The sequence below is a fragment of the Sulfitobacter indolifex genome (assembly GCF_022788655.1).
GTDB classification, from domain to species: Bacteria; Pseudomonadota; Alphaproteobacteria; order Rhodobacterales; family Rhodobacteraceae; genus Sulfitobacter; species Sulfitobacter indolifex.
On the sequence record NZ_CP084951.1, the window covers coordinates 963806 to 984950 of the forward strand.

Annotated in this window: 21 protein-coding genes and 1 pseudogene; 10 read left to right on the forward strand and 12 right to left on the reverse strand. The window is 59.3% G+C overall.

Annotation, left to right across the window (positions count from 1 at the left end):
- Nucleotides 1–143: 143 nt before the first annotated feature.
- Genes DSM14862_RS04765 through DSM14862_RS04775 form a run of 3 tightly spaced genes read left to right on the forward strand, consistent with a single transcriptional unit; the run spans nucleotide 144 to nucleotide 2684 of the window.
- A complete protein-coding gene (locus DSM14862_RS04765; RefSeq protein ID WP_007119290.1) occupies nucleotides 144–977 on the forward strand; it encodes a thymidylate synthase in 834 nt (277 codons plus the stop codon).
- A complete protein-coding gene (locus tag DSM14862_RS04770) occupies nucleotides 977–1456 on the forward strand; it encodes a dihydrofolate reductase (protein ID WP_007119291.1) in 480 nt (159 codons plus the stop codon). Before DSM14862_RS04765 ends, DSM14862_RS04770 begins: the two co-directional genes overlap by 1 nt.
- Before the next feature lie 43 nt (nucleotides 1457–1499).
- Nucleotides 1500–2684, forward strand: a complete 1185-nt coding sequence (locus tag DSM14862_RS04775) for a cytochrome P450 (protein WP_007119292.1) — start codon at nucleotides 1500–1502, stop codon at nucleotides 2682–2684.
- Nucleotides 2685–2827: 143 nt separating this feature from the next.
- Here the strand turns inward: DSM14862_RS04775 and DSM14862_RS04780 are convergent, their stop codons facing one another.
- Together DSM14862_RS04780 and DSM14862_RS04785 are read right to left on the reverse strand one after the other, a co-directional pair.
- The gene (locus tag DSM14862_RS04780; RefSeq protein WP_007119293.1) at nucleotides 2828–3037 is read right to left on the reverse strand and encodes a hypothetical protein; all 210 of its coding nucleotides are present in this window, start codon (nucleotides 3035–3037) and stop codon (nucleotides 2828–2830) included.
- Nucleotides 3038–3157: 120 nt separating this feature from the next.
- Nucleotides 3158–3365, reverse strand: a pseudogene (locus DSM14862_RS04785) (cold-shock protein).
- A 169-nt stretch (nucleotides 3366–3534) separates the two neighbouring features.
- Here DSM14862_RS04785 and DSM14862_RS04790 point away from each other — a divergent pair.
- On the forward strand, nucleotides 3535–3855 hold the full coding sequence (locus tag DSM14862_RS04790; protein WP_040701060.1) for an ArsC/Spx/MgsR family protein: 321 nt from the start codon (nucleotides 3535–3537) through the stop codon (nucleotides 3853–3855).
- Here the strand turns inward: DSM14862_RS04790 and DSM14862_RS04795 are convergent.
- The 5 genes from DSM14862_RS04795 to thrS all read right to left on the reverse strand — a co-directional run bounded on the left by DSM14862_RS04795 (nucleotide 3852) and on the right by thrS (nucleotide 8528).
- Nucleotides 3852–4391 (reverse strand): DoxX family membrane protein, encoded by a 540-nt coding sequence (locus DSM14862_RS04795; RefSeq protein WP_007119296.1) that lies wholly within the window; start codon nucleotides 4389–4391, stop codon nucleotides 3852–3854. The two genes, DSM14862_RS04790 and DSM14862_RS04795, sit on opposite strands and share 4 nt — an antisense overlap.
- Nucleotides 4388–5146, reverse strand: a complete 759-nt coding sequence (locus DSM14862_RS04800; RefSeq protein WP_007119297.1) for an HvfC/BufC family peptide modification chaperone — start codon at nucleotides 5144–5146, stop codon at nucleotides 4388–4390. Before DSM14862_RS04800 ends, DSM14862_RS04795 begins: the two co-directional genes overlap by 4 nt.
- The gene (bufB, locus tag DSM14862_RS04805; RefSeq protein WP_040700967.1) at nucleotides 5143–5988 is read right to left on the reverse strand and encodes an MNIO family bufferin maturase; all 846 of its coding nucleotides are present in this window, start codon (nucleotides 5986–5988) and stop codon (nucleotides 5143–5145) included. The genes DSM14862_RS04800 and bufB overlap by 4 nt, the downstream gene beginning before the upstream one ends.
- A 63-nt stretch (nucleotides 5989–6051) precedes the next feature.
- On the reverse strand, nucleotides 6052–6354 hold the full coding sequence (locus DSM14862_RS04810; RefSeq protein WP_007119299.1) for a BufA1 family periplasmic bufferin-type metallophore: 303 nt from the start codon (nucleotides 6352–6354) through the stop codon (nucleotides 6052–6054).
- A 227-nt stretch (nucleotides 6355–6581) separates the two neighbouring features.
- Nucleotides 6582–8528, reverse strand: a complete 1947-nt coding sequence (gene thrS / locus DSM14862_RS04815; protein WP_007119300.1) for a threonine--tRNA ligase — start codon at nucleotides 8526–8528, stop codon at nucleotides 6582–6584.
- Nucleotides 8529–8700: 172 nt separating this feature from the next.
- On the opposite strand from thrS, the gene DSM14862_RS04820 reads away from it, so the two are divergent.
- The 3 genes from DSM14862_RS04820 (at nucleotide 8701) to DSM14862_RS04830 (ending at nucleotide 11652) form a co-directional block, all read left to right on the forward strand.
- Nucleotides 8701–9987, forward strand: coding sequence for an MFS transporter (locus DSM14862_RS04820; protein ID WP_007119301.1), 1287 nt, complete (start codon nucleotides 8701–8703; stop codon nucleotides 9985–9987).
- A gap of 51 nt (nucleotides 9988–10038) precedes the next feature.
- On the forward strand, nucleotides 10039–10785 hold the full coding sequence (locus DSM14862_RS04825) for an alpha/beta fold hydrolase (RefSeq protein WP_007119302.1): 747 nt from the start codon (nucleotides 10039–10041) through the stop codon (nucleotides 10783–10785).
- A gap of 156 nt (nucleotides 10786–10941) precedes the next feature.
- Complete coding sequence (locus DSM14862_RS04830) at nucleotides 10942–11652, forward strand: alpha/beta fold hydrolase (protein WP_007119303.1); 711 nt, start codon at nucleotides 10942–10944, stop codon at nucleotides 11650–11652.
- 9 nt (nucleotides 11653–11661) lie between these two features.
- Here the strand turns inward: DSM14862_RS04830 and phaZ are convergent, their stop codons facing one another.
- The gene (phaZ, locus tag DSM14862_RS04835) at nucleotides 11662–12954 is read right to left on the reverse strand and encodes a polyhydroxyalkanoate depolymerase (RefSeq protein ID WP_007119304.1); all 1293 of its coding nucleotides are present in this window, start codon (nucleotides 12952–12954) and stop codon (nucleotides 11662–11664) included.
- A 50-nt stretch (nucleotides 12955–13004) separates the two neighbouring features.
- Between phaZ and DSM14862_RS04840 the strand changes: the two genes are divergently transcribed.
- From DSM14862_RS04840 to phaR, 3 genes are all read left to right on the forward strand, one after another.
- Entirely contained in the window at nucleotides 13005–14810 is a 1806-nt protein-coding gene (locus tag DSM14862_RS04840) for a PHA/PHB synthase family protein (RefSeq protein WP_040700970.1), read from the forward strand.
- Nucleotides 14811–14961: 151 nt separating this feature from the next.
- On the forward strand, nucleotides 14962–15405 hold the full coding sequence (locus tag DSM14862_RS04845; RefSeq protein WP_007119306.1) for a phasin family protein: 444 nt from the start codon (nucleotides 14962–14964) through the stop codon (nucleotides 15403–15405).
- Between the two features lie 143 nt (nucleotides 15406–15548).
- Nucleotides 15549–16097: a polyhydroxyalkanoate synthesis repressor PhaR gene (gene phaR, locus DSM14862_RS04850; protein WP_040701062.1), complete on the forward strand. Its 549-nt coding sequence runs from the start codon at nucleotides 15549–15551 to the stop codon at nucleotides 16095–16097.
- Nucleotides 16098–16156: 59 nt separating this feature from the next.
- Here phaR and DSM14862_RS04855 read toward each other — a convergent pair whose 3' ends face one another.
- The 4 genes from DSM14862_RS04855 to DSM14862_RS04870 all read right to left on the reverse strand — a co-directional run bounded on the left by DSM14862_RS04855 (nucleotide 16157) and on the right by DSM14862_RS04870 (nucleotide 20976).
- Nucleotides 16157–17335 (reverse strand): DegT/DnrJ/EryC1/StrS family aminotransferase, encoded by a 1179-nt coding sequence (locus DSM14862_RS04855; protein ID WP_007119308.1) that lies wholly within the window; start codon nucleotides 17333–17335, stop codon nucleotides 16157–16159.
- Between the two features lie 271 nt (nucleotides 17336–17606).
- Nucleotides 17607–18911, reverse strand: coding sequence for an NAD(P)/FAD-dependent oxidoreductase (locus DSM14862_RS04860; protein ID WP_007119309.1), 1305 nt, complete (start codon nucleotides 18909–18911; stop codon nucleotides 17607–17609).
- 14 nt (nucleotides 18912–18925) lie between these two features.
- Nucleotides 18926–20287: a glutamine synthetase family protein gene (locus DSM14862_RS04865; protein WP_007119310.1), complete on the reverse strand. Its 1362-nt coding sequence runs from the start codon at nucleotides 20285–20287 to the stop codon at nucleotides 18926–18928.
- A complete protein-coding gene (locus DSM14862_RS04870; RefSeq protein ID WP_007119311.1) occupies nucleotides 20287–20976 on the reverse strand; it encodes a type 1 glutamine amidotransferase in 690 nt (229 codons plus the stop codon). Before DSM14862_RS04870 ends, DSM14862_RS04865 begins: the two co-directional genes overlap by 1 nt.
- Nucleotides 20977–21145 lie beyond the last annotated feature (169 nt).

Below are 21145 nucleotides of genomic sequence, written 5' to 3' on the forward strand. Positions count from 1 at the left end.
GCGGCACCTATTCTGTCAACGTGCTTGCGCCGTGTCGGGCAACTTGGGGCCGGAGTGAAGCTGAAAAGCAATAGCGCGCCGCTTGAGGAACACGCCCCGTGCGGCTATGCAGAAGAAAATGCCAAAATGACGAGGGTCGCCGCGTGAAACAATACCATGATGCCCTGCGCGAAGTGCTGGACCAGGGGGTGACCTCGACCGACCGTACCGGGACGGGCACGATCTCTCATTTCGGGATGCAGCAGCGCTACCGGATGGCCGATGGCTTCCCATTGGTTACGACTAAAAAGCTGCATCTGAAATCCATCGTGCATGAGCTTTTGTGGTTCCTCGCAGGTGATACCAATATCGCCTATCTCAGGCAAAACGGTGTCTCCATTTGGAACGAATGGGCGGATGAGGATGGCGATCTTGGCCCGGTCTATGGTCACCAATGGCGGCGCTTCCCCATGGTGGGCGAACCCATGCCCCAGCCTGACGGCACGGTGCTGCACCGCGCGGGCCAAGTTGATCAAATCGCCAAATTGGTAGACGCGATCCGTGCCACCCCCGACAGCCGCCGCCTGATCGTTTCAGCTTGGAACCCTGGGGAGGTTGATCAGATGGCGTTGCCGCCTTGCCACACCCTGTGGCAAGTACGCATCGCAGGCGGCAAGCTGCATCTGCAGCTTTACCAACGCTCGGCTGATATGTTTCTGGGTGTGCCGTTCAACATCGCCTCTTACGCGCTGTTGTTGGAAATGCTGGCCCACGTTACCGGCTACGCGCCCGGTGATTTCGTGCATTCTATGGGCGACGCGCATATCTATTCTAACCACGTAGAGCAGGTGCAGACCCAGCTTGCACGAACACCCAAAGCGCTGCCGAAGCTGCGGATTAACCGCAAGGTCAGCTCAATCTTTGATTTCCGCTATGAGGATTTCACTTTCGACGGCTATGACCCAAACCCTGCGATCAAAGCGCCGGTGGCTGTCTGATGCTCAGCCTGATCGTCGCCCGCGCCCGCAACGGTGCCATTGGTAAAGATGGCGATATCCCATGGTCCTTGCCCGAAGACCTAAAGTTTTTTCAGCGTGAAACCACCGGCGGGGCGATCATCATGGGCCGCCGCACATGGGAAAGCCTGCCGTTCAAGCCGCTGAAAAATAGACTGAATTGCGTGGTTTCCAGCGCTGATATTGATGGGGTCCATGTAGCGCGCGACCCGCAAGCGGCCTTGGGTTATTGCGCGGCAGAGGGGTATCGCCGTGTCTATGGCATCGGGGGGGAGGGGATCTATCGCGCGCTTTTGCCTTTGGCAGATCGGCTTTTGGTCACTGAAGTTGATGTGGAAATCGACGGCGCTGACGCGTTCTTTCCGGATTTCGATCCCAATGAATGGATTGAACTGGGGAACCTATGCCTACGCCCTGAAGGCCCACGCGCCATCGCGCGCGAATGGCTGCGCCGCAGCTGACACACCATTGACATACGCCGTGCGGCGGGCATGACTGCGGATCATGTTTGATCTCTCTGCGCCCCCCGAGGGTTTTGTCGAAAATCCCTTTCCGCACTATGACCGTTTGCTGCGTGAGGCCCCAGTGCTGCCGCAGCCCGATGGGTCTGTGCTGATCTGCCGCCATGCGGATCTGAATGCGATCTACCGCGACACAACGCTTTATATATCCGACAAAAAGCTGGCCTTCGCCCCCAGGTTTGGCCCCGGCAGCGCGCTGTTTGAGCATCACACCACTAGCCTTGTCTTTAACGACCCGCCACTGCACACCCGCGTGCGGCGGATCATGACCTCGGCCTTGACGCCCAAAGCATTGGCGCGGATGGAGCCGGGACTGATCGCTACCGTGGATCACCTGCTGGAAGAGCTTGGCCCCACGCCGGACCTGATCGACGACTATGCCAGCTGCATCCCAGTGCAGATCATCGGCAATCTGCTCGACGTGCCGATGGAGGAACGCGGCCCCCTGCGCGACTGGTCGCTTGCGATCCTCGGGGCGTTAGAGCCAACGCTAAGTTCTGCGGAACTCGATGCTGGTCACACAGCGGTCCGCGAGTTCAAAGCCTACCTTCAAGACCTCGTGGCGCGACGCCGGGCCTCACCGGGGGACCCCGAGACCGATGTGTTGACCCGGCTGATTGCTGGCGATGAGGGTGGGCAACTGACTGAGATCGAGTTAATCCAGAACTGCATATTCATCCTCAACGCAGGCCATGAGACGACGACCAACCTTATCGGCAGCGCGTTGGCATTACTTCATGACCACCCGGACCAAAAGGCACGGCTGCTGGCCGAACCTGCGCTGATCGGTCCCTGCATCGAAGAAGTGCTGCGCTTTCGTTCACCGAACCAGTTTGGCAACCGTGAAACCACGTCCCCGGTGAGTTTGGGGGGCGTGGAGATAGCCGCAGGCAGCAACCTGCATCTTTGCATCGGTGCCGCGAACCGTGATCCAGAAGTCTTTGATCATCCGACTGAATTTGACATCGCGCGCAAACCCAACAGGCATCTTGCTTTTGCCGGTGGTCCACATGTTTGCGTAGGCCTTACCTTGGCGCGGATGGAAGGCAAGATTGCCTTGGAACGCTTCCTGAACCGATACCCGACCTATGAAATTGGCGACGGGCGCAAGGGCGGGGGACGGATACGTTTTCATGGGTATGCCGCACTTCCCGCTCGTTTGCGCTGAGCAAAGTACCCGATAAAAGACTGGACTTGGTGAAACTGCCTCGGCAATCATTGCTGTATTGAACATAAGTACAGTAATTTGCGAGGATTATCATGCGTCTAACTACAGCACTTGCAGCAGCCGTAGGGCTCTTTTCTGCGACTTTAGCCGGTGAGGTTTCTGCCGAACCCAAGGTTTACGCCTATCCCAGCAGCGCCAATTTCTGCCCCGCCGGGTTGCAGCCCATTACCATATCTGGCGTCATTTGCTGCGGCACCCCAAACCAAACCATGACCTACGCCGAGGTCCAAGCCCATCCCGTCGTGCGCCGACAGCACGCCGTCCGCCGACAGCACGTCGTTAAGGCGCGTCATTCAACACCGCGCCGCTCGGCTCGGGTGCCCTGCCCAGTCGGGGCGAAGGGGTGTTCGTACGACTGACTTTGCAAGCAACGCCCGGCGCGGGACGCCGGGTGTTATTTTGCGATGTTTTGGTTAGAGCAGGGCAAGCTCGGTGGCCATTTGGCGACCCTCGCGCCCGTCGGTCAGCTCATAGCTGACTTTTTGGTCGTCCGCCAAGCCGGTCAAGCCTGAGCGTTCTACCGTTGAGATGTGAACGAATACATCGTTACCGCCACTTTCGGGGGCGATGAACCCCGTAACTTTTGGTCGTGTTAAATCATTTCACGGTGCCAGTTGGCATAATCTCCGCGCCTCCTTTGTCTTTGACGTATCTGCGCAAGGCAGGATGGCGAAAGCGATTGAATTGCGACCCGCCATAAGAGAAAGATCGCGCGAACTTGGGGGAAATCAAGCAGTCCGGGGCGATACCTGCGGATGGCCCAGAAATTGCGGAACTGAAGGAGTTGGATGTGTTAATTTATGGCCTGAAAAACTGTGACACCTGCCGCAAAGCCAATAAAGCGCTGCCACAAGCGCAGCTGATTGACGTGCGCGAAGAGGGTGTGCCGGAGGCCGTCTTGACACAGGCCTACGAGCGTTTCGGTACGGCCCTGCTGAATACGCGCTCGACAACTTGGCGCGGGCTGGACGATGAGGCGCGTGCAGAAGAACCCCTTGCATTGATCAAAGCCTACCCCGCGCTGATGAAACGGCCACTGATCGCAGGCGGAGATGCGCTTTTTTTAGGTTGGAACAATGATATAGAGGGTGAAGTTAAGGCAATGCTTTAACTTCGTGGCGCTAAGAGCCGATCCAGAGACAGCGGGCCCGCGCCCTTTAGAATGAGAACCGAGAGCAAGAAGACCCAAAGTGCCCGTTGATCTAGAATTTGGCCGTCGGAAAACCTGTCGAACCAAGCGCCGAGCGCGTCCCATTGGCCATGACCATAGAGGTCCGTCAATGATTGAACGGCGATAAAACCGATCATCCCAAACGCGGCCAGCCGGGTGAGCAGACCAAGAACAATCAACAGAGGTAGTATGAACTCCGCCAATGTCCCTGCCACAACGACCGCCCAGTGAAACAGCCCAAACGCATCGCTGTTATAGCCCACTGCTTCAAAGGCGCGGGGGAAAATCTGCGCATAGGCGCCGGTGGGAGGGCTGAAAATGCCCAACGGGCCATCCCCGAGCTTTGTCAAACCAGCATTCAGGAAATAGACCAACAGCACCGCGGCAAATAGGAGGCGGGCAAGGCTGGGGAGCAGCCAATCAGCAGCTTCCAGACGGGCGGTGGCAGTGCGGTAAAGGCTTAAGTGCGGGGTCATTCGCTGCCCTCCGGTGAGATTGCAGAGAATATGCCATGGCTCAGAGCGAGGGCCAGAGCGGCGCCTAAGTCAAAATCACTCCGTGCGGCAAGCGCGGCATCATGTGCGGGGCCAAACGACATACCTTCGGCGAGATGAGACAGCCATATGGCCCCTCCGGACGGGAGCAGATAGGGCGCGGGGTCATACGCAGGGCGGGTGATGACCACGTCTTGCGCAGCGCTACGCGGCTTTGGTGCGCCATCGGTAAAATTGTAGCGCCAAATGTCGAAAAGGGGCCAATCCGACCGCAGAATGCGGGTCGCGGGCGCGATGTTGAACTGCGCTGCCATAAGTGCTTCTGGGGTGAGGTGCTGCAGGTCCTGCGGATCAAGCGGGGGCGCGTCGGCAGCGTGGTAGCTTGACCGCAGTGCAAGATCGAGCCTTGCGGCATCGGCGAGGTAGCCGATTTTGGCCAGGGGCGCGAAACCTGCCAGAAATGCAGGGAATTCAGCACCGTAGTGCATCATCATCGGTGATCTGGGCGGATGAGCCCGGACGTAAAGCGGGGCCAGTTCGGCAAAGTTGCGGGCGCCGATCAACTTGCGGACAAGCGGAAAGGCCACTTCCAACGCTGCGATCAGGGAATGGGTAACGTTGTTGCGATAGACGCCATAACGCGCACCTGCGGGCCGCCCTTCGCCATCGCTTAGGTCTTGGGGCACGGGGCGTGACGGATCAAGCAGTGCCGCGCGAAAGCTTGTTTGGTCGGTCACGCCAACACCTGAGCGGCATGCTCAGCCTCGGCCCGCAGAACAGGCCATTGAGGCACATCATTGTCCCACTCGACCAGTACCGGCTTTGGTCCGGTCTGGGCCAGTGTGTAAGCAAGCAATTCCCAGACTGGACCAACAACCGCTTTGCCGTGGCTGTCGATCAGCAGAGGTGCACCGTGATCGTCGGTATCCTTGTCGTGCCCGCCGACATGGATCTCACCAATATGGTCGGTAGGGAAGGCATCTATGTAGTCCTGCGGTGATAGGCCAAGATTGGTCGCTGATATGAAGACATTGTTGACATCCAGCAAGAGCCCACAGGAGGTTCGCCGGGTAAGCTCGGTCAAAAAGTCAGTTTCAGACAAGTCGGATTCCGCAAAGGCGAGATAACTGGAGGGGTTTTCCAGCAGCATTTGCCGTCCAAGAACATCTTGGACTTGGTTAATGTGGGCCGTGACGCGCGCAAGCGTACCCTCAGTATAGGGTAGTGGCAGGAGATCGTTTAAATACTCCATCCCGTGCGTCGACCAAGCCAGATGTTCGGAGAATGAGGCCGGTTGCGTACGATCGCAGAGGGTTTTGACACGCGCGAGGTGGTCCGTATCTAAGGGACCCTCACCGCCGATCGATAACCCAACACCATGAACCGACAGGGCGAATTTCTCTTGCAGCGCGCGGAGCTGCGCGTGGGGGCGGCCGCCCTCACCCATGTAATTCTCGGCATGGACTTCGATCCATCGGACAGGGCCAGGATCGGTCATTAAGCCGTCGAAATGACTAGATTTAAATCCAACGCCGGGGGCATTGGGCAGTGTTGAGAGTGGGGGGGTATCATCACGCATATCGGCCTCCGACGTGTTGCGGGGCGGGGTTCCGGGCAGGGGTGCCGCCCGGAACGCTATAGATTAAGCGGGCATGTCGCGTTCAAGCGCTTCCAGCGAGCCGTTACGCTCTGTCCCGTCTGCCATGGCGGGCAGTTCCATTTCAGCGCAGGTGCCTTCGTCAACGAGAGACCATGCGTTGCCCTGATAATCGGTCACAGAGGTGCCTGCGCAGGTTGTACCAGGGCCAGCGGCGCAATCGTTCTCACCGGCCAGCGAAACGCCAAAGCATTTCTCTTGCGAAGCAGCCTGAACGGTGGTGGCGTGGCTGCTGAGTGCGGCGGCGACGGCCCCTGCGATGGCTGCGGTTTTAAGTGTGTTGGACATTATATTTCTTCCCTTCCTGATGGTTTAGATGGGCTTACTAAAGCAGCCTATCGCATCACAAGCTACTCACGAGCGAGTGTGTCACAGTCCCGTCAGAAATAACGCGGAAAAACAGCGAATATTGCAACCTTCCTGCGCAGGAGGGGGCCAATTGTTACAAAAACGCTCCGGCGAGCGTGGGGCAGGTGATGCCCAACGCCGCCGAAGCGCAGTTTTGTTACAACCCGTCAGCGCAGGTCGGGTGGGGTTGCGTCCTGCGCCAATTCAGCGGTGAGCGTGTCGAGCGGCTGCACCGAAGTCTGCTTCTGACCCAGACGGCGGACAGAGACGGTCCGCTCTTCGACCTCACGCGCACCGACGGCGAGGATCACAGGCACCTTGCCGACCGAATGCTCGCGCACCTTATAGTTGATCTTTTCATTGCGCATGTCGGCCTCAGCACGCACGCCGGCGGCTTTGAGGGTCTCGACGACCTCGGCCACATAGTCATCCGCCTCGGAGGTGATGGAGGCCACGACAACCTGACGCGGGGCGAGCCAGAAGGGCAGCTTGCCCGCGTGTTCCTCGATCAGGATGCCGATGAAACGCTCGAAAGAACCGAGGGTCGCACGATGCAGCATCACGGGGCGGTGTTTGCCGCCATCTGCGCCAATATAGGTCGCGTCCAGCCGTTCGGGCAGCACGAAGTCCACCTGATGGGTGCCGCACTGCCAGTCGCGGCCAATGGCGTCGGTTAGGACGAATTCGAGCTTCGGGCCATAGAATGCACCTTCGCCGGGGTTCAACTCAGGCTCGATCCCTGCGGCGCGGGTGGCTGACAGCAGCGCAGCTTCGGCCTTGTCCCATACCTCATCCGACCCGGACCGCTTTTCAGGGCGGTCGGAGAATTTCACTTTGAAGTTCTCAAAGCCGAGGTCGCGGTAAATCTCGCTCAGGAACGCGATGAACTTGGCGGTTTCGGCTTCAATCTGGTCTTCAGCGCAGAAGATATGGCCGTCATCTTGGGTGAAACCACGCACCCGCATGATGCCATGCAGCGCACCCGAAGGCTCATAGCGGTTACAGGAGCCAAACTCAGCCATGCGTAAGGGCAGGTCGCGGTAGGACTTCAGACCTTGATTAAAAATCTGAACATGGCAGGGGCAGTTCATCGGTTTGAGCGCGTTAACCGCTTTTTCACGGGCATGCTCTTCGTCGACCTCAACGATGAACATATGGTCTTGATACTTTTCCCAGTGGCCGGAAGCTTCCCAGAGTTTGCGGTCGACGACCTGCGGGGTGTTCACCTCAACATAGCCGCCCTTGCGCTGCTGTCGGCGCATATAGTCCTGCAATTGGGTGTAGATCGACCAGCCGTTGGGGTGCCAGAAGATTTGGCCGGGGGCCTCTTCTTGCATGTGGAAAAGGTCCATCTCGCGGCCCAGTTTGCGGTGGTCGCGCTTGGCGGCTTCTTCGAGCATGTTGAGATGCGCGCGCAGCTTTTCCTTGCCGGTGAAGGCCACGCCGTAGATCCGTTGCAGCATGGCACGGTCGCTGTCGCCGCGCCAATAGGCACCCGCGATGGACATCAGTTTGAACGCATCGCCCGGCACCTGGCCGGTGTGTTGCAGGTGCGGGCCACGGCACAGATCTTGCCAATCGCCGTGCCAATACATGCGCAGCGGCTCGTCGCCGGGGATCGCGTTGATTAGCTCGACCTTATAGGGCTCGTTCAAGTCTTCGTAATGCTTGATCGCGCGCGCGCGGTCCCAGACCTCGGTGCGGACGGCATCGCGTTTGTTGATGATCTCTTTCATCTTCTTTTCGATCGCGCCGAGGTCTTCGGGGGTGAAGGGCTCTTTGCGGTCAAAGTCGTAATACCAGCCGTCTTTGATCACCGGGCCGATGGTGACCTTGGTGTCGGGCCAGATTTCCTGCACGGCGCGGGCCATGATGTGCGCGAGGTCGTGGCGCACTAGCTCATTGGCCTGCACTTCGTCAGCCATGGTGTGGATCGCGATGTCGGCATCTGCTTCAATCGGCCAAGCCAGATCGAAATGCGCGCCGTTGACGGTGGCGCTGATGGCCTTTTTGCCCAGCGATTTTGAGATGTCGGCAGCCACTTCGCCAGCGGTGATACCGGCGTCATATTGGCGGCTATTGCCATCGGGAAGGGTGAGGGAGATTTGGGCCATCTTGGGCGCTCCTCGTCGGTTTGGCGCCTACGAGACGCCCGGTTGCGGGTTATGTGTTGCGCCTATGTGGCGGGGCGGGGGCGCCTTGTCAATGCAAGTAGAGCTTGTGTGGGGAAGTTGCGCCATGCAGGCGGTGCGCTATGTCAGGCGGGACACAACGAGGAACGGCCAGATGCAAGACGACACCGCGCAGCGCGCTTTCGAGACGATTTCGGGGGCGGATGACCCTGCGCCGGGGTTGGACGAGAATGCGCAGCGGGCCGAGGCGCGCAATGGGCTGCGCCATATAGTGTCGCTGTCGATGACCAAGGTGGCCGATGGATTGATTGACCCCAAACTGGTGTTGGCATGGCTGTTGAGCGCGCTTGGTGCGCCTGCGGTTTTTGCGGGTGCCTTGGTGCCGATCCGGGAGGCCGGGTCGCTCTTGCCGCAGATCGCGCTGGCGGGCGTGGTGCAACGTACGGCACGGCGCAAATGGGCGTGGGTCTGGGGATCGGTCGGGCAGGGGGTAGCTGCGGCGCTGATCGCCTTGGCCGCGCTGAGCCTTGAGGGGGCCACGGCGGGCTATGCCATCTGCGCCGCACTTGCGCTGCTCGCCGTTTGCCGCGCTGCCTGTTCGGTGTCGTTCAAAGAAATTTTGGGCAAGACAGTGGGCAAAACCCGGCGCGGGTCCGTGACGGGGCTGGCGGGGTCGGTATCCTCGGTCGGGGTGGTGATCTTTGCCGGATTGCTGATGTCGGGGCTGTTTCAGAGCAGGGGCGTCGTTGTGGCGGCGATTGCGCTGGCGGCAGGGCTTTGGATTGTGGCGGCGCTTTTGTTCTCAACGATCGAAGAAACGCCGAGCGAGACCGAAAATAGCAATGGCGTCGATTTCAAACTGCTGCGCGGCAACCGCGACCTGTGGTTGTTCATTCTGGTGCGCGGGCTTTTGGTCTCCACCGCCCTCGCGCCGCCCTATTTGGTGGTGCTGGCCGGGTCGTCCGAGGCAGGCCAGCTGGGGCAACTGGGCGCGCTCGTGCTCGCCTCGGCGCTGGCCTCGTTGCTGAGCTCCTACGTCTGGGGGCGGCTGTCGGATACGTCGAGCCGGCGGGTACTGATGTTGACGGGTGTCGTCGGCGCGGTGGCGATGGCGCTGGCGGTGGTGCTGTGGTTTCTGGGGCTGGCAGAGGCGGTCTGGGCGATGCCGTCGGTGCTCTTTATCCTGATGATCGCCTATCACGGTGTTCGGCAGGGGCGTTCAACCTATCTGGTTGATATGGCGCCTAAAGACCACCGCGCCGCCTATGCAGCGGTGAGCAATACGGTGATCGGGCTACTCTTGCTGCTGGCAGGCGTGCTGGGCGGAGGGGCCGCGTTGATCGGGCCGGAGGCGACGCTGATGCTGTTCGCAGTCATGGCTGTCGCCGCCGCCGTTCTGGCCCATTGGCTGCCGGAGGTCGAGCATTTGGCCGACGGGTGACTTGCCCTCAACCGCGCCGATGCCCATGATTGGGCCAAAGACGGAGGCAGCATGTCAGACAGCAAATTCATCGACACCCCAGAGGGGCGGCGCATCGCGTATCACAAGACCGACGGGGCGGGGCCTTGCGTGGTGTTCTTGGGCGGGCTGAAGTCCGATATGATGGGGACCAAAGCGGTCTATCTTGAAGATTGGGCGCGGGCCGAGGGGCGGGCGTTTCTGCGGTTTGACTATTCGGGTCATGGGGAATCTTCGGGCAGCTTCACCGAAGGCTGCATTGGCGACTGGCACGAAGACACGTTGGCCGCAGTAGGCGCGCTGACCGAGGGGCCCCTGATCGTGGTGGGCTCCTCCATGGGCGGCTGGCAAGCGCTGCTTTTGGCGCGGCATCTGCCGGAGCGGATCGCGGGGCTGGTCGGCATCGCAGCGGCACCTGACTTCACCGAGGATGGCTATTGGGCGAACTTCACCGACGCGCAGAAAAAGGCGCTGGAGGAGGTTGGGCAGGTTGAATTGCCGTCGGACTATATGGAGCCCTATGTCATTACCCGCCGCATGATCGAGGATGGGCGCAAGCGGCTGGTTCTGCGCGCGCCGCTGACGTTGCCGTTTCCCGTGCAGCTGCTGCAAGGCACCGCTGATACCGCCGTCAGCACGGCCACGGCGGTTCGGCTGTTGGAGCACGCGCAAAGCCCCGATATGCGACTGACGTTGGTTAAAGACGCCGACCACCGCTTTTCGGACGCGCGCTGTTTGGCGCTGATTGTCGGGGCGATTGAAGAAGTCTCGGCCCAATAACGTCGGAACGTGGGGCGTATTGGCGGGCATGGAACCGCCGATAGGCACCGCGTCCCGATGTCACCCCAAAACACCCATGCTAAGAGGCAGACAAACCCAAGGGGGACGGCATGAAACCACGTCATTTCAATTGTATATCTTGCCTGGAAATTGCGCATGGCTGAGCCGCTCGTTCTCCTGCCCGGCATGATGTGCGATGCCCGCGTCTTTGCACCACAGATCGAGGCGATTTCACCCCGGTCCACGGTCGTGCTGGCGCCAATCACCCAAGGCGAGCGGATTGAGGAAATCGCCTCGGGTCTTTTGGATCAATTGCCGCCGCGTTTTGCGCTGGTAGGGCAAGGCATGGGTGGTGTGGTGGCGTTGGAGATTTTGCGCCGCGCCCCCGACCGCATCAGCCGGATTGCCTTGCTTGCCACCCAGGTGTTGGCGGAGCTTCCATCCATTGCTGCTGACCGTGAGCCGCAGATAGTCATGGCGCAATCGGGCAAACTACGAGAGGCGATGCAGGCACGAATGGCGACTGGCTTCTTAGCGCCCGGCGTGGGGCGTGCCGAAGTGCTGACCCGCGCGATGGAAATGGCCGATACGCTGGGCGGCGATGTGTTTGTGCGCCAATCGCGCGCGCTGCAACGGCGTCGCGATCAGCAGGCGATCCTGCGCAAATGTAAGGTGCCCGCGCTGGTGCTTTGTGGAGAACACGACACGCTTTGTTCGGTGAAACGCCACGCGTTTATGGCAGAGATGATTCCCTACGCAAAACTAGCGGTGCTGGAAGACGCTGGCCATTTGCCCAGCCTTGAGCAACCAGAGGCCACAACCGCCGCACTGCGCGACTGGATGCATCAACCTCTGGTGCTGCAATAGGGCCGCGGGTTACGCCGCTGCTGGCTTAGATGGCGAGTTTGACGCCACCTTTTTCGCCGCTGGCTCGGACTTGCCGTTGTTGGCGTCGATAAAGTCCAGCACCAAGGGCCGGATGTTATTGCGCCAGCTTTTACCTGCAAAGATCCCGTAGTGACCTGCGCCCTCTTCAAGATGGCTCGCCTTTTTGGAATCCGGCAGACCGGTCAGCAGGTCAAGGGCCGCGATGCATTGGCCGGGGGCCGAAATGTCGTCCTTGCTGCCTTCGACCGTCTTGACTGCCACCGTGGTGATTTTGCCAATATCGACCTGACGGCCCGCCACGGTAAAGACATTGCGGGCGATCTCGCGCTCTTTAAACACGCGCTGCACGGTCGACAGATAGAACTCTGCCGGCATGTCCATCACGGCGAGGTATTCGTCGTAGAACTTGTTGTGCTTGTCATGCTCATGCGCCGCTTTTTGGGCCACGCGGGTGATCTGGTTGGTGAACGCGTCCCGGTGCGTGTCGTTGTTCATTGAGATGAAAGACGCCAGTTGCAGCAGACCGGGGTACACCTTGCGGCCCACGCCCGCGTATTTGAAGCCGACTTGCTGGATCATCAACTGCTCAAGCTGGCCCATCGTCACGCTGTGGCCAAAGTCGGTTACATCGGTAGGCGCGGCATCCGGGTCAATCGGGCCGCCAATCAACGTCAGCGAGCGCGGCTGCGCTTCGGGCGCTTCTTCGGCCAGATAGGCGGTCGCGGCAAGCGTCAGTGGTGCCGGCTGACAGACCGCGATCACATGGGTGTCTGGGCCAAGGTGGTGCATGAAATCAACGAGGTAGAGCGTATAATCCTCGATGTCGAATTTGCCTGCACTAACTGGAATATCACGCGCATTGTGCCAGTCTGTCACATAGACGTCGCAATCAGGCAGCAGGGAGATCACAGTGGACCTTAGGAGCGTGGCATAATGACCGGACATCGGCGCGACCAGCAGAACCTTGCGGCCCGTCTCTTCGCGGCCCTGCACGGTGAATTTCAACAGATCACCGAATGGGCGTTCCATCACCGGCTCGATGCTGACCAGACAGTCTTGGCCCTTGGAGCCGACAACTGGGGGGATGTCCCAATCGGGTTTCACCACCATGCGGGCAAAACTACGTTCCGTCACCTCGCCCCAAGCCGCCAACCATTCCATCGCGGGGTTTGGAAACAGAGAGAAAGCGGGGTAGGATGCCATGGCAAGGGCGGAGGCGCCGAGCCATTGATTGGTGTTCCGAATGGACTCCATCATATCGTAGGTGGCCATGTAGCGCATGTGGGGGCTCCTTTATGCTGCACCTGCGAAGATAGGAGGTAAGGGTTAAGATGCAATCAGAATCCACAAATTCGGACCCAACGGCACCCGCGGCACTGTCGCGAATGGCACAAAACCTTAAGAAAGTTGAGGCGTTAACCGAACGTCTGACCCGTGTCATGACGACCCGCGAAGGGCATCAGCCCGCGCTGGATGCGCCGAACCAACAGCTTTTTGCTAAGGCCGCGCAGTCTTATTGGGCCGAAGCGATGACCAATCCGGCGCGTCTGATGGAGCATCAGATGGGGTATTGGACCAAATCGGTCACGCACTTTGTCGAAGCGCAACAGGCGCTCGCCGCTGGCGGCACGGCTCCGGTGGAGGATGAGACCACGAGCGACAAGCGCTTTGCCAACCCGCTGTGGCAGACGCACCCCTATTTTAACTTCATCAAGCAGCAGTATCTGATCAACGCAGAGGCGTTGCGCCAAGCCGTCGAAGACGCGCAGGACATGGACCCGGCGGAGAAAAAACGGCTGGTTTATTTCAGCCAGCAGATCATCGCGATGATGTCGCCGACAAACTTCCTCGCCACCAACCCCGACGTGCTGGAACGCGCGGTCGAGACAGAGGGCGAAAGCCTTGTGAAGGGGCTGGAGAACCTCATCGCTGATCTGGAGGCGAACAACGGCGAATTGGTCGTCAAACTGGCGGATGACAGCGCGTTTGAGTTGGGCCGTAACATCGCCACCACACCGGGCAAGGTGGTATTTCGCAACCGCATGTTCGAGCTGATCCAATACACGCCCAGCACCGATGAGGTGCACAAGACCCCGCTGCTGATTTTCCCGCCATGGATCAACAAATTCTACATTCTTGATCTCAAAGCACAGAACAGTCTGGTGAAATGGCTGGTCGATCAGGGGCATACGCTGTTCGTCGTGTCGTGGGTGAACCCCGATGCCAGCTATGCTCAGATCGGCATGGAGGATTACGTCGAGGAGGGCTACCTCGCCGCGATTGAAGAGGTGAAGGCGATTACGGAGGAAAAGCGCATCAATGTGGTGGGCTACTGCATCGCGGGCACCACGCTGGCGCTGACCCTTTCGCTGCTTAAAAAACGTGGCGACAATTCTATCAAATCGGCCACCTTCTTTACCGCGCTCACGGACTTCTCAGATCAGGGCGAATTCCAACCCTTCCTCACCGATGACTTTATCGACGGGATCGAAGCCGAGACGGCGGATAAGGGTATTTTGCCGTCGGTGGTCATGGCGCGCACCTTCTCCTTCCTGCGTTCAAACGATCTGGTCTACGGCCCCGCCGTGCGCAGCTATATGATGGGAGAGACCCCTCCGGCCTTCGACCTGCTGTACTGGAACGGGGACGGGGCTAACCTGCCGGGGCACATGGCGATGCAATATCTGCGCGGGCTATGTCAGCGTAATGAACTGGCCGAGGGGGGGTATAAACTGCTCGGCGAGCAGCTGACACTGGATGACATTGATGTGTCGCTCTGTGCCATTGCTTGTGAGACGGACCATATCGCGCCGTGGAAAGACTGCTACCGTGGCGTGCAGCAGATGGGGTCAAGCGACAAGACATTCATCATGGCGCAATCGGGCCATATCGCGGGCATCGTGAACCCGCCCAGCCGCAATAAATACGGTCACTATGTAAACGGCGATCTTGAAAAGGATTTTGCGGCATGGCGAGAGGCGGCAAAGTTTCACGAGGGCTCTTGGTGGCCACGCTGGGGCAAGTGGCTGGGCAAGCGTTCGGCCAAGATGATTCCGGCTCGTTTTCCCGGCGATAATGGTCGAGAGACTTTGACCGATGCGCCCGGCACCTATGTAGCTCGAAGAGCAAGTAACTGATTAGCTTAGGTAATGCCGTGGCTCTCAGTTTATGCTGCAATGCAGAAAAAAACCTTGAAATGCTGCGGTGCGGCATCTATATTGTGATCAGACGCGAAACGGACGGGGCCTTTCGGCTCACTGATCACAGTAATATTAAAAGGATAGAGACATGACTAAGACACCTGACATGACCGCGATGTTCAAAGACGTTATGGGCGCTTTCCCAGTAGATAACGCCGCCATGCAAGACGCCTTCAAAAACACAGCATCCCTGAACGAGAAGCTGTCCGGAGTGGCCTTCGATGCCGCTGAGAAATCTGCTGACATCTCTTCGACTTGGACCAAAGAAACTCTGGCCCGCATGACCGAAATGACGAAGGTCAAAGCCGAGCCTGCAGACTATGCCAAAGCGATGACCGAATTCGCTTCCGCTTCCGCCGAAGCCGCTGCCGAGCATATGGCCGCCTTCGCTGAAGTCGCGAAGAAGGTCCAGATGGAAACAGTTGAGCTGATGATGGCTGCAGGCAAAGACATGCAGAACGAAGCAACAGCCGTGGCCACTAAAACAGCCGAAAACGCACAGGCTGCTGCGAAAAAAGCGACTTCGAAGTAAACCGCCCGCCGGTTTGGCTTCGACGGTATGATGCTTAGAAAAAGGGCAGGTCCATTCGGGCCTGCCCTTTCGTTATGCGCTCTTTCTATTTGCTGATCCCTGTCCTAAGCTGCAACGCAGCACCACTGGCCGGGAGGAATATCATGGCGGAAAAACCAAAGCCCTTGCTGATAAAACGCTATGCCAGCCGTAGATTATACAACACCGAGACCAGCGATTACGTTACGCTGGAAGATATCGCAGGTTTCATCCGCGATGGCCGCGAGGTGCAGATCGTCGATCTAAAATCTGGCGATGACCTGACTCGCCAATATCTGTTGCAAATCATTGCCGAACACGAAAGCCGCGGTGAAGCCGTTTTGCCGGTCGACGTGCTCACCGATCTTGTGCGCAGCTATATGTCGGGCAATGTTTCGGTCGTGCCGCAGTTTCTGCAAACCTCATTCGACATGCTTCGCGATGGGCAGAGCAAAGTGGTCGAGAACATGAGCGCGATGAACCCGATGGCCAAGATGCCAGGGCTCGAAGCGATGCAGGCGCAGCAAGAAGTGTTTATGAAAGCGATGACCGGCGGCTGGGCCAAATCCACGGGGCCCGAGCCTTCTGGCAAGCAATCCGAGCAGGGCGACGATCTGGATGCAATCAAAAAGCAGTTGGCGGAATTGCAGGACAAGCTTTCCAAAATGAACTGATCTCGCCGCCACGATTAATTATAAGAGGGAGCCGTGCGCTCCCTCTTTTCGTTTCTGGCTTACGCCGCCCGCGCGTCGACGACTTCGGCCAAAGCGCCCAAGATTACGTCTGCCACCGCGTCGATCTCTGACAGCGACAGTTGCACCGGCAGGCGCACATCACAGGCGCGCATCAACATTGCACGGGTGTGCGGCAGCTCGGGCAGGTCTTCGATAAACTGCCAATTCCAAAAAGCGCGCGCGTTGTCGGTGCTTTGTCCAAAGATTTGCACTTTCACCCCGGCATCTTGTGCCGCAGCAGAAAAGGCGCGGATCATGGCATCGGACAACCCGACCAGATTGAATTGGATCGAATCCGGCGCACGGGTTTCTCCGGGCAGGGGGCTGGGCACGTCGATCAGGGGCGATGCCGCAAGGCGCGCGGCCATGTGGTCGTGATTACGCAAACCATCCGCCACCCGGCGCGGCAGGTGCGGCAATTGCGGCCGGATGATCGCAGCCGAAAGGTTCGACATGCGCAGATTATAGAGCGGCAGGCGGTTCTGCCACTTGGCAAAGCTGTCTTGCAAGGCAGCGTGTTTCTTCCAGTTATGCTCATAAGCGCCCGACATGATGATGGCGCGCGCCACCAGATCAGCGTCATCGGTGATGAGAATTCCTCCTTCGCCCGCGTTGATCATCTTGTAAGACTGAAATGAGAAACAGCCAATCTTGCCGATCGTGCCGATCTTCCGCCCCTGCCAAAGCGTGCCGAGCGAATGCGCGGCATCTTCAATCACCGGTACACCCGCCGCATCGCAGAGCGCCATAATCGCGTCCATATCCGACGTATGACCGCGCATGTGGCTGATGATGACGGCCTCGACACCCGGCAGCTTGCTGGCGAAATCCTCTAGCGCGATGCGGTAATTCTCGCCCACTTCGCAAAGGACCGGTTTGCAGCCTGCGTGGATCACGGCAGAGGGAACAGCGGCGAAGGTAAAGCCGGGGATCAAAACCTTCGCATCTCTGCGTAGGTCTAAAGCCAGTAGCGACAAAAACAGCGCGGCAGAGCATGAGGACACCGCCAGCGCATATTCGCTGCCCATCATCTGCGCAAATTCAACTTCCAGCAACGAAACCGGCGCATCCTTTGCGGCAGTATAGCGAAAGAGATCGCCGCTCTGCAGAAGCTCTGCGATGGCGGCTTCGGCCTCAGCGGGGATCGGTTCGGCGCGGTGCAGGTCGGGCAGTGCCATATTTCGAAATCCTAAATAGTGATTTCCAAAATTGTAAAACAATGCAGCGCGCGCGCCAAGGGGCGAACAAGTTTCTGGCCGGCCCGCACCCCGCTATGACGAAGCCCGACTAAGAACGGAAAAACAGCCGCGCACCTCTGCCCCCCCGGCAAGTTTCACGCCCCGCCTCTTCCCCCTTCATCCTTTCTTAAATACCCGCGGGGGAGCAGCCATAGGCTGCGGGGGCAGCGCCCCTTCTTTCCCGATGCGGACCCCATCGTCCCTGCCGACGTCAGAGACCCAACCGGTCCCGCGTCGCGTACCAAAGCATGGCCAGCACCAGAAGCGGGCTGCGCATCGAAGCACCACCGGGAAAAGCCTGCGTCGGGATCGTGGCCATCGTGTCGAACCCATCAGCATCGCCCTCGATCGCCTTGGCCATCAGATAGCCCGCATGGGTCGCCGTGCCGACCCCGTGGCCGGAATAGCCCGACGCTGAGAGGATATTCGGGGCAAGCCGCGCGACATAGGGCAGGCGTTTCATCGTGATGCCCAAGGTGCCGCCCCAAGCATAGTCGATCTTCACGTCCTTCAACTGCGGGAATACCTGCGACATCGGCCTGCGCACCTTGGCGGCGATGTCCTCCGGAAAGCGGTAGCCATAGCTTTCGCCGCCGCCAAAAAGCAGCCGTCCGTCGTGCGACAAGCGGAAGTAGTTCACCACGAAACGGCTGTCGGCCACGGCCACATCGCGCGGCAGCACGCCTTTTACCCGGTCGCCTAGAGGTTCGGTCGCGGCGATGAAGTTGTTGATCGGCATGACCCGAGCGGCCACATCGCCGTTCAGCTTGCCCAGATAGCCGTTGCAGGCCAGCACCACATGATCGGCGGTGACGCTGCCGGTGGCGGTCTGCACAATCGCCTTGCTGCCTTCGACGATATTCTCGGCGGGGCTTGTCTCATGGATGCGCACCCCTGCGGCGGCCGCGGCGCGGGCAAGGCCGAGCGCATAGTTCAGCGGGTGCAGATGCGCGGCACCCATGTCGAGCACACCGCCCTTGTAGTCAGGCGAGGGGCAGACCGATTGCAGCGCGGCGTGATCCAACACCTCAATCTCATCATAGCCATAGTGCTTTTGCAGATGCTCTGCATAATCGTGCAGATGCCGTACGTCGGAGGCAGTTGATCCGGTCCATGCCACGCCGGGTTTTAGATGGCAGTCAATCTCATGCTTTTCGATCAGCGATTTGACCAGCGCCTTGGCCTCTTGCCCCATCTCCCAGAGCTTGCTGGCGTGCTCTTGGCCCAGCATCTTCTCCAGACCGTCCTGCTCAACCCGCTGACCGGACCCCAATTGCCCGCCGTTGCGGCCCGACGCACCAAAGCCCACGCGCTGCGCGTCCAACAGCACCACATCATAGCCCGCCTCGGCCAGATGCAGCGCCGCCGAAAGGCCGGTATAGCCCCCGCCAACCACACAGACATCGGCTTTGGTATCGCCCTGAAGCGGTGGGTAGGCCGTGTGCTTCGTGGCGGTGGCGGCGTACCAGCTGGTGGGGTACTGGCCGGGCGTGTCGTTGGCGTAAAGCAGGTTCATCGGGCCTCCGGGCGTTAGACGTTCATCAGCAGATGTTCACGTTCCCAAGGCGAGATCACCTGAAGGAACTCTTCGTATTCGGCCCGTTTCACAATGGAATAGACCCGGGCGAAATCGGGGCCCAGGACCTCGTGCAAATCCGTGGCTTGCTCAAACAAATCAAGCGCTTCGCCCAGAACCTGAGGAATGTCTCCTTCGCCGACATAGGCGTCGCCTTTGAACTCGGGCAGCGGGTCTTTCTGCTGGGTCAGGCCCAGATAACCGCAGGCGAGGCTGGCGGCGATGCCCAAGTAGGGGTTGCAGTCCATCCCGGCGAGCCGGTTTTCAACTCGGCGCGATTTCGGCCCCGAGAGCGGCACGCGAATGCCCGTGGTCCGGTTGTCACGGCCCCATTCGAGGTTGATCGGCGCTGCGTGGTCTTTCACGTATCGGCGGTAGGAGTTCACGTAAGGCGCGATCACTGCAAGCGCCTTCGGCATGTGGTTTTGCAGACCGGCGATGAAATGTTTGAAGTGTTCAGTCTCTTCCCCGTCGGCATTGGCAAAGATGTTCTCGCCGGTGTTCACGTCCAGCACCGAGTGGTGGATATGCATGGCGCTGCCCGGCTCGTCCGCAATCGGTTTGGCCATGAAGGTCGCATAGCATTCGTGCCGCATCGCCGCTTCGCGGATCAGCCGTTTGAAGTAGAACACCTCATCTGCCAGCCGCACCGGATCGCCGTGCTGTAGGTTGATCTCAAGCTGACCTGCGCCGCCCTCTTGGGTGATGCCGTCGATCTCAAAGCCCTGCGCTTCGGCGAAATCATAGATGTCGTCGATGACGGGGCCAAACTCATCCACGGCGGTCATCGAATAAGCCTGCCGCGCTGCCGCCGGGCGGCCCGAACGGCCCATCATCGGCTGAATTTCCTTGGCCGGGTCGATATTGCGCGCCACGAGGAAGAATTCCATTTCCGGTGCCACCACCGGCTCCCAGCCCTTGTCTCGGTAGAGTTGCACCACGCGCTTAAGCACGTTTCGCGGTGAATAGGGCACCGGCTCGTTGTTGCGATCAAAAGCGTCGTGGATCACCTGAAGCGTCCAGTCCCCCGTCCAAGGTGCGGCGGTAGCCGTCTCCATATCCGGGCGCAGGATCATGTCTTTTTCGATGAATCCATCTTCGCCCGCCGCGTCGCCCCATTCACCGGTGATGGTCTGATAAAAGATACTGTCGGGCAGGTGGAAGTAATCCTGACGCGCGAATTTTGACGCCGGGACAGCCTTACCGCGGGCGATGCCGGGCAGGTCGGGGATGATACATTCCACTTCGTCCAACCGGCGGCCCTCAAGATAGGCGCGCGCCGCTTCTGGTAATGCCTCTGTCCAATCGTCGGCCATCAGGCCCTCTCTTTCCTGTTTTCTTTAAAGAATGCGGCCATTTGGTCCGCGATTTTTTGGTTATCAATGGGGCCGCCAAGCGCGGCGGTGGCCTGTTCAAGTTGATGATCCGGCACCACACCTTTGCCACGGGTCTTGATCAGGCCGTCGATGAAATCATGTCCGAACTCAGGATGCGGCTGTACCGTCCAGATGCGGTTATCATAGGCCAGCGCTGCGTAGGGGCAGAAGTCAGAAGAGGCGACAACTTTGGCACCCTCGGGCAGTTCTACAATCTGATCCTGATGCCATGCGTTGAGCGCCAGTTTTTCGCCGTCCATGTCGTATTCCGTGCGGCCAATCGACCAACCGCCGGTGAACTTCTCGACCCTGCCGCCAAGGGCTTGGGCGATGATCTGGTGGCCAAAGCAAACGCCGACCATCGGGCGGCCATCGGCATAGGTGTTGCGGATGAAATCCTCGAGCGGCGGGATCCAGTCGTGATCCTCATAGGCACCGTGTTTGGAGCCGGTGATAAGCCAGCCATCGGCTTCGCTCACTCCTTCGGGCAGGATACCGTCGACGACTGACCAGATTTGAAACTCGAGGCCATGACCATCCAATAGCTTGGTGAACATCTCGCCGTAATCGCCAAGCTCTTTCCGAAAGTCATCGGGGGAGTGGCCGGTTTGCAGAATGCCGATTTTCATATGGTCACCTGTTGCGCAGTATTGGGATAGAATTGGATTTGTTCTGGAGAGGCGGACAGCTTTCGCACACCACGCACTTTCTGACTTTTCCTCAGCACAAGTCCACAGAACTTTTCGAAGAAGAAGGCCCGAACGGTACGGCGCGAGGGTACAGTCGACCTGTCATGTT

Excerpts from the sequence above, each read along its gene's own strand:
- DSM14862_RS04770 (WP_007119291.1), top strand. The coding sequence starts at position 977 with ATGCTCAGCCTGATCGTCGCCCGCGCCCGCAACGGTGCCATTGGTAAA.
- DSM14862_RS04775 (WP_007119292.1), top strand. The coding sequence starts at position 1,500 with ATGTTTGATCTCTCTGCGCCCCCCGAGGGTTTTGTCGAAAATCCCTTT.
- DSM14862_RS04780 (WP_007119293.1), bottom strand. The coding sequence starts at position 3,037 with ATGACGCGCCTTAACGACGTGCTGTCGGCGGACGGCGTGCTGTCGGCG.
- DSM14862_RS04795 (WP_007119296.1), bottom strand. The coding sequence starts at position 4,391 with ATGACCCCGCACTTAAGCCTTTACCGCACTGCCACCGCCCGTCTGGAA.
- bufB (WP_040700967.1), bottom strand. The coding sequence starts at position 5,988 with ATGCGTGATGATACCCCCCCACTCTCAACACTGCCCAATGCCCCCGGC.
- DSM14862_RS04810 (WP_007119299.1), bottom strand. The coding sequence starts at position 6,354 with ATGTCCAACACACTTAAAACCGCAGCCATCGCAGGGGCCGTCGCCGCC.
- thrS (WP_007119300.1), bottom strand. The coding sequence starts at position 8,528 with ATGGCCCAAATCTCCCTCACCCTTCCCGATGGCAATAGCCGCCAATAT.
- DSM14862_RS04820 (WP_007119301.1), top strand. The coding sequence starts at position 8,701 with ATGCAAGACGACACCGCGCAGCGCGCTTTCGAGACGATTTCGGGGGCG.
- DSM14862_RS04825 (WP_007119302.1), top strand. The coding sequence starts at position 10,039 with ATGTCAGACAGCAAATTCATCGACACCCCAGAGGGGCGGCGCATCGCG.
- DSM14862_RS04830 (WP_007119303.1), top strand. The coding sequence starts at position 10,942 with ATGGCTGAGCCGCTCGTTCTCCTGCCCGGCATGATGTGCGATGCCCGC.
- phaZ (WP_007119304.1), bottom strand. The coding sequence starts at position 12,954 with ATGCGCTACATGGCCACCTACGATATGATGGAGTCCATTCGGAACACC.
- DSM14862_RS04840 (WP_040700970.1), top strand. The coding sequence starts at position 13,005 with ATGCAATCAGAATCCACAAATTCGGACCCAACGGCACCCGCGGCACTG.
- DSM14862_RS04845 (WP_007119306.1), top strand. The coding sequence starts at position 14,962 with ATGACTAAGACACCTGACATGACCGCGATGTTCAAAGACGTTATGGGC.
- phaR (WP_040701062.1), top strand. The coding sequence starts at position 15,549 with ATGGCGGAAAAACCAAAGCCCTTGCTGATAAAACGCTATGCCAGCCGT.
- DSM14862_RS04855 (WP_007119308.1), bottom strand. The coding sequence starts at position 17,335 with ATGGCACTGCCCGACCTGCACCGCGCCGAACCGATCCCCGCTGAGGCC.
- DSM14862_RS04860 (WP_007119309.1), bottom strand. The coding sequence starts at position 18,911 with ATGAACCTGCTTTACGCCAACGACACGCCCGGCCAGTACCCCACCAGC.
- DSM14862_RS04865 (WP_007119310.1), bottom strand. The coding sequence starts at position 20,287 with ATGGCCGACGATTGGACAGAGGCATTACCAGAAGCGGCGCGCGCCTAT.
- DSM14862_RS04870 (WP_007119311.1), bottom strand. The coding sequence starts at position 20,976 with ATGAAAATCGGCATTCTGCAAACCGGCCACTCCCCCGATGACTTTCGG.